This is a genomic window from Methylobacterium cerastii (assembly GCF_022179125.1).
Taxonomy (GTDB): Bacteria; Pseudomonadota; Alphaproteobacteria; order Rhizobiales; family Beijerinckiaceae; genus Methylobacterium; species Methylobacterium cerastii.
In genome coordinates, this window is the sequence record NZ_BPQG01000074.1 from 113,520 (window position 1) to 121,287 (window position 7,768).

A 7,768-nucleotide genomic window follows, 5' to 3' on the forward strand; every position below is an offset into this window, starting at 1 on the left:
CCCGCTCCGCTCATGCCTCAGCCCCCCGCATGGAAGAAGTCGTAGACGGCGCGCGCGGTGGCGGCGTTGACGCCGGGCGTCTTGGCGAGGTCCTCGTAGGCCGCCCGCTCGATCGCCTTCACGGTGCCGAACTGGTGCAGGAGCGCGCGCTTGCGGCTCGGGCCGATGCCCGCGATCTCGTCGAGCGGGTTGCGCACCAGCTCCCGCTTGCGCTTGGCCCGGTGGGTCCCGATTGCGAAGCGATGCGCCTCGTCGCGCAGGCGCTGCACGAAGTAGAGGGTCGGGTCGCGCGGCGGCAGCTTGAACGGCGGGCGGCCCGGTACGAAGAAGGTCTCGCGGCCGGCGTCGCGGTCGCGCCCCTTGGCGATACCGACCAGCGCCACGTCGGCGACTCCGATCTCCTCCAGGGCCTTTCGCGCGGCGTCGAGCTGGCCCTTGCCGCCGTCGACGAGCACGAGGTCGGGCCAGGCTGGGAACGCGTCGGCCTCCTCGGGCGGTTCGGGCGCCGGCTCCGGCGCGCCGCCCTCGCTCGCCGCGACCGCGGCCTGCGCGGGGGTGCGCGGCGCCTCCTTCACCAGGCGCTTGAAGCGGCGCTGCAGCACCTCGCGCATCATCCCGTAATCGTCGCCGGGCGTCAGCTCCTCGGACTTGATGTTGAAGGTGCGGTAATGCGTCTTCATGAAGCCCGAGGGTCCCGCGACCACCATGCCGCCGACGGCGTTGGTGCCCATGATGTGCGAGTTGTCGTAGACCTCGATCCGGCGCGGCGTGCGGTCGAGGGCGAAGGCCTGCCCCAGCGCGACCAGGAGCTTGCCCTGCGAGGCGGTGTCGGCGAGGCGCCGGCCGAGGGCCTCCTTGGCGTTGCGCTGGGCGTACTCGACCAACGCCTTGCGCTCGCCGCGCTGCGGCTGATGCAGCTCGACCCGGTAGGCGACCTGGCTGGACAAAGCCGCGGCGACGAGCTCCGCGTCCTCGACCGCATGGCTCGTCAGCACGAGGCGCGGCGCCGGCATCGCATCGTAGAACTGGCCGATGAACGAGCCCAGCACCTCGTCCGGCGTCATCGAGCGGTCGGCCTTGGGGAAATAGGCGCGGTTACCCCAGTTCTGGAAGTTGCGGAAGAAGAACACCTCGATGCAAAACTGCCCGGCCTGCTCGTCGAGGGCGAACACGTCCGCCTCCTCGACCCCTTGCGTGTTGACACCCTGAACGCCTTGAATCGCCGACAGCGCACTGATCCGGTCGCGGAAGCGGGCGGCGCGCTCGAACTCCATCGCGTCGGAGGCGGTCTGCATCTCCAGGCGCATCCGGTCCTTCACCGCGTTGGACTTGCCGGCGAGGAAGTTCTTGGCCGAGTCGGCCATGCCGGCATAGTCCTCCAGCGCGATCTCGCCGGTGCAGGGGCCGGAGCAGCGCTTGATCTGGAACAGCAGGCAGGGCCGGGTACGGTTCTCGTAATAGCTGTCGGTGCAGGTGCGCAGCAGGAAGGCGCGCTGCAGGGCGTTCACGGTGCGGTTCACCGCCCAGACGCTGGCGAACGGCCCATAATAGCTGCCCTTGCGGCGCCGTGCGCCGCGATGCTTGACGATCTGCGGCGCCGGCCCGTCGGCGGTGACGAGGATGTAGGGGAACGACTTGTCGTCCCGCATCAGCACGTTGAAGCGCGGCTTCAACTGTTTGATCAGGTTGGCCTCGAGTAGCAGCGCCTCGGTCTCGGTGGCAGTGGTGACGAACTCCATCGCCGCCGTCTGCGAGATCATCCGGGCGATGCGGTTGGAATGCGCCTGGCCCCGTGCGTACGAGCCGACACGGGCCTTCAGGTTCTTGGCCTTGCCGACGTAGAGCACGTCGCCTTTGGCATCGAACATCCGGTAGACGCCCGGCCCCAAGGGCAGCGTGCTCCAGAACCGACGGATCACCTCCGTGCCGGCCTCGACGGCGCCGGGCTCGAAATCGAAGTCGATCTCGGGCGCCTCGTCGGCCTGCGCCGGTACGGCCTCGTCCCGCTCGTCGTCGAAGGCTCCGTTCTCCGAGGCTTCGTCGTCGAAGCCCTCGGGAGGCAGATCCTCGGTGGTGCGACCTGACGGGACTCTCCGGCTCATCGCCGTGATCTAAGCCCGCAAAACTGTGGAGGGAAGGGGCGGGACGCGCTAAGGCGCGCCGCCTCAGCCGAACAGCGCGTCGATGTCCGACTGATCGACGTGGCCCGGATCCTCGTCGAGCTTCGGGCCGTTCAAGAGGGAGCGCTCGTCGTCCGGGTCGATGACGGCCTCGACGCCGCCGTCGATCAGGTCGCGGAAGCCGTCGAGCCCGCTCCAGGCGGAGATCATCCGGTCGAGATGCGATTCGACGAAGCTCATCACGTTGACGATCTTGCTGATGCGCTGGCCGGTCAGGTCCTGGAAGTTGCAGGCCTCGTAGGCGACGATGACGCGGTCGAGGATGACGTCGACCTTGTCCTGGCCGCCCTTGCCGAGGTTGCCGGCCCGCAAGATGTTGGCGTTCGCCTCGATGTCCTCCAGCGCGGTGAGCAGCGTCGAGGTGGCGCGCTCGGTCGAGCCGACCACGGCGCCGAGCTCGTCGGCCGCCCGGCGCATCCCCTTGCCGTTGCTCTCGGAATGATAGAGCGCCGCGATCTCGTCGCGGGTGTTGGTGATCGCCGCCTTCATCACGTCGAGCTCGGACCGCATCGCGAAGGCTTCGCTCAGCTCGCGGCGGCACGCATCGATGGTCTCGCCGGCGCTCGATTGGGTGATGCGGCGCAGGTCCTGGATCGCGGACAGGATCTCGTCGAGGTTGGCGCCCCCCGCCACGGGCTGGACGCTCGGCGCCATCACCACGGCCGGCGCCAGGCCCAGGCTGTCCTCGATGCGGTAACGCTTCTGATTCATCGGCTCGAACCGGTGGTCTTGGAAATCCGAACCTGATCTAAGACCGATAAGGGTTGCGGTTTGCTGAAGATCGCTCGTGTCCGCGACAGATTCACGCTCGATTCATGCTGCTTCGAGACGACCGAGCCCCTGCGGAGCCGCTGGCTTCGATTCACCACGTTCCTTCACCGGATGTCGCGCATCCCGGTCCGACGTTGTGCACCATAGCGGGCGGCACCGAGCCAGACCGCGGCGCAGGAGTGCGGTGATGCGGGCGAGTTGGTGCGTAGGGGCGGCGCTGGTCGCGTCCGTGTGGTCGGGTGCAGCGCAAGCGCAGGCGCGCTATTCGGAGGATGACGGATACGGCGGCGGCCTGATCGAGTACCTGTTCACCGGCGATGTCGGCGCCCGTGGCGGATCGCGCGGCGGGTCCTACGGAGGCGCCCGCTCCGCTTCTGCGCGCTCCGGGTACCAGGCGGCAGCTTACGGCTCCGCAATGCGCTCCGGCGACCCGATCGAGCCCTATGGCGGTGCCGCACCGGCCTACGCCTCGCCCGCTTACGCCGCGTTGCCCGTCCAGGGCGGCCCGCCCCCCGAGGCCGACCGGATCGCCCGTGCCCCAGATCCGCGCTACGCCCGGCAGGAGGTCGCGTTCCCCGGCCATCAGCGGCCGGGAACGATTGTGATCGATACGCCCTCGAAGTTCCTCTACCTCGTCCAGCCCGGCGGCCGGGCGATGCGCTACGGCATCGGCGTCGGACGCCCCGGCTTCGCCTGGTCCGGCCTCAAGACGATCAGCCGCAAGGCCGAGTGGCCGGACTGGACGCCGCCCGCGGAGATGCTGGCCCGCCGGCCGGACCTGCCGCGCCACATGGAGGGCGGTCCGGGCAATCCGCTCGGGGCCCGGGCACTCTACCTCGGCTCGTCGCTCTATCGCATCCACGGCACCAACGAGCCGCACACGATCGGCCAGAACGTGTCGTCCGGCTGCATCCGGATGATGAACGACGACGTGGTCGATCTCTACGAACGGGTGCCGGTGGGAACGCGCGTCGAGGTGATGTAGGCGAGTGTGCGAACGCGGAAAGTTTGACGGTAGGAGATGGTGGTGTGTCGGCTCCGTACCCCAATGTTTGTCGGCACCCGCTCCGCCGCGAACCTGGGGATTGAGATCACCAATATCATTGTTCTGCCGCTCCTCCGGCGTTCTGGCGCATCTCTGGTGATAGCCGACACAGAGATCCAATCTGAACGCCCAAGGTTCCGAGCGAAATCAACCTAAAGTGCGTGCCGTGGCGTAGCTTCGAAATACGTCACGGCGCGTTGGGGTGTTCGTCCGCGTGGGAACGCGGATCGATGTGCCTCACAACGCAGATTGCTTGGTTTTCAGTGGCTCCCGTGCGCGCACTTTCCATGATCGGACAGCGTCTCGATCACCCGGCATTCGCCAACGCGGCCCTTGCCGCATTCCGAGATCATCCGGTCGAGCTCGCCTCGCAGCGCCATGAGCCGCTCGATCCGCCGGTCGACCTCGGCGAGGTGGCGGCGGGCGATCAAGTCGACGTCGGCGCATGACCGGTCGGGATGCGCGTTCATCGTCAGCAACTCCCGGATGGCGTCGACCTCGAAGCCGAGCTCGCGGGAATGGCGAATGAAGTTCAGCCGCGCGACATCGGCCTCGCCGTAGCGGCGCTGCAACCCGGCCGACCGGGGGGGCACCGGCATCAGCTCGACCTGCTCGTAGTACCGGATCGTCGGCACCTTCACGCCGGTCCGCTGGGACAGCTCCCCGATTGCGATATCCATGATTTCCGCTTGCACCTCTAGCCGCTAGAGGTTGTAGCGTCGCCTCCGATCGATGGGAAGGAGACGTGATGAGCGAGCATTGCTGCGGAGCGACCAAGGCTGACGCCTGCTGTTCCCCTCCCAAGCTCGCGCTCCCCGGGCCCCCCACGCAAACGCCGGTGCACGACAAGGGCGGCGGCTCATGTTGCTCTGGCGGCGTGCCGGTCTTCGACGGCGTCGACCCGCGCTACAAGGCGGTCCTCTGGACCGTCATCGGCATCAACGGTGCGATGTTCGTGACCGAGATGGCAGCGGGCCAACTCGCCGGATCGCAGGCGCTCAAGGCCGACGCCCTCGACTTCCTCGCCGACACCGTGACCTACGGCCTCAGCCTCGCGGTGATCGGCGCGTCGTTGGCAGTCCGCTCGAAGGCGGCCCTGTTCAAGGGCGCTTCGCTGTTCCTGATGGCGCTCTGGGTGTTCGGCAGCACCGTCTACCAGACGATGGTGCTCGGCGTGCCCAGGGCGGAGGTCATGGGCGTCATCGGCGTCATGGCGCTGGCCGCGAACCTCGGATCGGTCCTGCTGCTGCGCCGCTACAAGGACGGCGACGCCAACGTGCGGTCGGTCTGGCTGTGCTCGCGCAACGACGCCATCGGCAACGTCGTGGTCATGGTCGCCGCGCTCGGGGTCTGGGGCTCCTCCAGCGCTTGGCCCGACCTAGCCGTGGCGGCGGTGATGGCCGGCATCTTCCTGACCTCGTCCCTCCAGATCCTTCGGCAGGCCTGGGCCGAGCATCGGGAAGGCACTGGCGCGATCCATCCCGCGCCGGCCGACTAGGCTGCGCCGCAATTCATCGACCGATACCGCCCCCTACAGGACGCCATGACGACGCACGATGCACACGCCGGCCACGATCACGGATCGCATGACCACGAGGCTCATTCGGCCGAGGGCCATGCCGGCCATTCACACGAGCCGGGCCATTCCCATGCCCCCGCGAGCTTCGGCAAGGCGTTCGCCATCGGCATCGCCCTCAACGTCGGCTTTGTCGCCGTCGAGGCAACCTACGGGGTGCTAGGGAACTCGATGGCCCTGTTGGCCGATGCCGGCCACAACCTCTCCGACGTGCTCGGCCTGGTGGTGGCCTGGGTCGCCGTGGTGCTGGCCAAGCGCGCCCCGAGCGCCCGCTACACCTACGGGATGAAGGGCTCGTCGATCCTGGCGGCCCTGTTCAACGCGGTGTTCCTGCTGGTCGCCGTCGGCGCCATCGCCTGGGAGGCGATCCAGCGGTTCGGCGAGCCTGCTCCGGTCGCCGGCAAGACCGTGATGATCGTCGCCGCGGTCGGCATCCTCGTGAACGGCATCACCGCGTGGCTGTTCGCATCCGGCGCCAAGGCCGACATCAACATCAAGGGCGCATTCCTGCACATGGCCGCGGACGCCTCCGTCTCGGCGGGCGTGGTCATCGCCGGCCTCGTGATCCTCTACACCGGATGGACCTGGCTCGATCCGGTCGTCAGCCTCGCCATCGTCGCGGTCATCGTCTGGAGCACCTGGGGACTCCTGCGCGACAGCCTCACGCTGTCCCTCGCCGCCGTCCCGCCGGGCATCGATCCGCCCGCCGTCCGAAGCCACCTCGAAGGACTGCCCGGGGTCACCGCCCTGCACGACCTGCACGTCTGGGCGATGAGCACCACCGAGATCTGCCTGACCGCCCATCTCCTGATGCCCGGCGGCCGCCCCGACGACGCCTTCCTCATGGACGCGGCCACCGGCATCAAGGAACGGTTCGGCATCGGCCACACCACCCTGCAGGTCGAGACGAGCGCCGACACCGCCTGCGCCCTCGCCCCCGCCAACGTCGTCTAAGCCATCGGAAACATGCCCAACGCGATGGGGATGCCTCCAACACGTGCGACCGGAGGAGACCTGTATCCGCGTCGCGAGACATCGGTTCGTTGCTTCCGGCCACCGATGGATGAACGGCGATTTCAGGCTTCGTTCAACCGACGAAGCCGATCCTTACGGCATCATCCCTTGAGGAACGAGCCATGCGTGTCCGCATCCCGGCCTTGGTCGCCGTCAGCCTGATCCTCGCCCCGGCCGCGGCGTCCGCCCAATACTACGGCGGCGACTTCGACCGGCGCGGCGACGTCCATGTCGACCGCTACCACCATGGCGACCATGACGACGTCGTCATCCACCGACCGCACCGGGATTACGGCGACCAGGCGTACTATGGCGAGCGCCGGTTCTACGGCGAGCGCAGGCACCACCATCATCACGACGACTATTGAGGCTCCGCCCTCGTCGTGGGTCACCCGGCATGTACGGGTGGCCCTGAATCGTTCATAAGGCGACCATGACCACGGGACCTCGGATCAGGGCCTACGAGACGATGCGCGGCTGGTGGGCGACCATCGTCCGCGCGCTCTCGCTCGTCCTGGTCATGGCGCTCGTCGTCCCCGGCGCGATCCATTCCGCCGAGGCCCACCGGTCCGTCAGCCACGAACTCTCCATGTCGGCCCCGACGGACGTCGCCCGAACGGATCACGCCGATACCTGCCCGGCCTGCCATGCCAACTGCGGCTGCCACCAGGCCCTGAACGTCGACGCGACGCCCGCCCTGCCGTCCCGCGGGACCGCGCGCGCCTCCTACGCGACCGTGACCACCACCATCGGATCGGTCTCGCCCGACCGCCTTCCCAGGCCGCCTCGCGCCTGAGGCGACGTCGCCACGTCCGTGGCGCGTCCTGGCCGGCCCCTCGCAGGCCCCGGCCGCCTCACCATCGCGAACTCCCAACACGGGTCCGTCCCAGGCCGCACGAGCGGCGAGGCGATGTCCCGGTCGGAACCTGGCCATTTCCATGCGTGCATTCCTCTCCGTGGCCTTCCTGGCCATCGGCATCGCCGTCGGCGGTGCCTTCCCCCGTGTGTCCGAGGTCGTGCAGGACGCGCTCGCCGCCGCCGGCCTTACGAACGCCCGGGCGACGCCTCCGACCAACGCGGCCGTGACCAAGCGGGCGACAGTCGCAGCCGACGATGGCCACGGTCACGGCGAGCATGGCCACGGGCACGCCGACGCCGAGACTAGGTCGCGGACTCATTAAG

Annotated in this window: 9 protein-coding genes; 6 read left to right on the forward strand and 3 right to left on the reverse strand. The window is 68.4% G+C overall.

The features are described from left to right. Positions 1-17: 17 nt before the first annotated feature. On the reverse strand, positions 18-2,102 hold the full coding sequence (uvrC, locus tag MFF13_RS21470; protein WP_147828557.1) for an excinuclease ABC subunit UvrC: 2,085 nt from the start codon (positions 2,100-2,102) through the stop codon (positions 18-20). Positions 2,103-2,165: 63 nt separating this feature from the next. Next, the gene (locus MFF13_RS21475; protein WP_147828556.1) at positions 2,166-2,891 is read right to left on the reverse strand and encodes a chemotaxis protein; all 726 of its coding nucleotides are present in this window, start codon (positions 2,889-2,891) and stop codon (positions 2,166-2,168) included. A 247-nt stretch (positions 2,892-3,138) separates the two neighbouring features. Between MFF13_RS21475 and MFF13_RS21480 the strand changes: the two genes are divergently transcribed. Then, positions 3,139-3,936, forward strand: a complete 798-nt coding sequence (locus MFF13_RS21480) for a L,D-transpeptidase (RefSeq protein ID WP_147828555.1) — start codon at positions 3,139-3,141, stop codon at positions 3,934-3,936. Positions 3,937-4,256: 320 nt separating this feature from the next. On the opposite strand, the gene MFF13_RS21485 is transcribed toward MFF13_RS21480, so the two are convergent. Further along, entirely contained in the window at positions 4,257-4,676 is a 420-nt protein-coding gene (locus MFF13_RS21485) for a MerR family transcriptional regulator (protein ID WP_238272897.1), read from the reverse strand. Positions 4,677-4,744: 68 nt separating this feature from the next. On the opposite strand from MFF13_RS21485, the gene MFF13_RS21490 reads away from it, so the two are divergent. From MFF13_RS21490 to MFF13_RS21510, 5 genes are all read left to right on the forward strand, one after another. Further along, the gene (locus tag MFF13_RS21490; RefSeq protein ID WP_147828553.1) at positions 4,745-5,494 is read left to right on the forward strand and encodes a cation efflux transmembrane domain-containing protein; all 750 of its coding nucleotides are present in this window, start codon (positions 4,745-4,747) and stop codon (positions 5,492-5,494) included. 45 nt (positions 5,495-5,539) lie between these two features. After that, positions 5,540-6,526, forward strand: a complete 987-nt coding sequence (locus MFF13_RS21495; RefSeq protein WP_147828552.1) for a cation diffusion facilitator family transporter — start codon at positions 5,540-5,542, stop codon at positions 6,524-6,526. 182 nt (positions 6,527-6,708) lie between these two features. Further along, positions 6,709-6,954: a hypothetical protein gene (locus MFF13_RS21500; RefSeq protein WP_187273609.1), complete on the forward strand. Its 246-nt coding sequence runs from the start codon at positions 6,709-6,711 to the stop codon at positions 6,952-6,954. Between the two features lie 65 nt (positions 6,955-7,019). Continuing rightward, positions 7,020-7,382: a hypothetical protein gene (locus tag MFF13_RS21505; RefSeq protein WP_238272898.1), complete on the forward strand. Its 363-nt coding sequence runs from the start codon at positions 7,020-7,022 to the stop codon at positions 7,380-7,382. Positions 7,383-7,524: 142 nt separating this feature from the next. Continuing rightward, the gene (locus MFF13_RS21510; RefSeq protein ID WP_238272899.1) at positions 7,525-7,767 is read left to right on the forward strand and encodes a hypothetical protein; all 243 of its coding nucleotides are present in this window, start codon (positions 7,525-7,527) and stop codon (positions 7,765-7,767) included. Position 7,768: the final 1 nt, after the last annotated feature.

Coding starts and splice junctions, on each gene's coding strand:
- MFF13_RS21490 (WP_147828553.1), top strand. CDS start 4,745: ATGAGCGAGCATTGCTGCGGAGCGACCAAGGCTGACGCCTGCTGTTCC.
- MFF13_RS21500 (WP_187273609.1), top strand. CDS start 6,709: ATGCGTGTCCGCATCCCGGCCTTGGTCGCCGTCAGCCTGATCCTCGCC.
- uvrC (WP_147828557.1), bottom strand. CDS start 2,102: ATGAGCCGGAGAGTCCCGTCAGGTCGCACCACCGAGGATCTGCCTCCC.
- MFF13_RS21475 (WP_147828556.1), bottom strand. CDS start 2,891: ATGAATCAGAAGCGTTACCGCATCGAGGACAGCCTGGGCCTGGCGCCG.
- MFF13_RS21505 (WP_238272898.1), top strand. CDS start 7,020: ATGACCACGGGACCTCGGATCAGGGCCTACGAGACGATGCGCGGCTGG.
- MFF13_RS21485 (WP_238272897.1), bottom strand. CDS start 4,676: ATGGATATCGCAATCGGGGAGCTGTCCCAGCGGACCGGCGTGAAGGTG.
- MFF13_RS21480 (WP_147828555.1), top strand. CDS start 3,139: ATGCGGGCGAGTTGGTGCGTAGGGGCGGCGCTGGTCGCGTCCGTGTGG.
- MFF13_RS21495 (WP_147828552.1), top strand. CDS start 5,540: ATGACGACGCACGATGCACACGCCGGCCACGATCACGGATCGCATGAC.
- MFF13_RS21510 (WP_238272899.1), top strand. CDS start 7,525: ATGCGTGCATTCCTCTCCGTGGCCTTCCTGGCCATCGGCATCGCCGTC.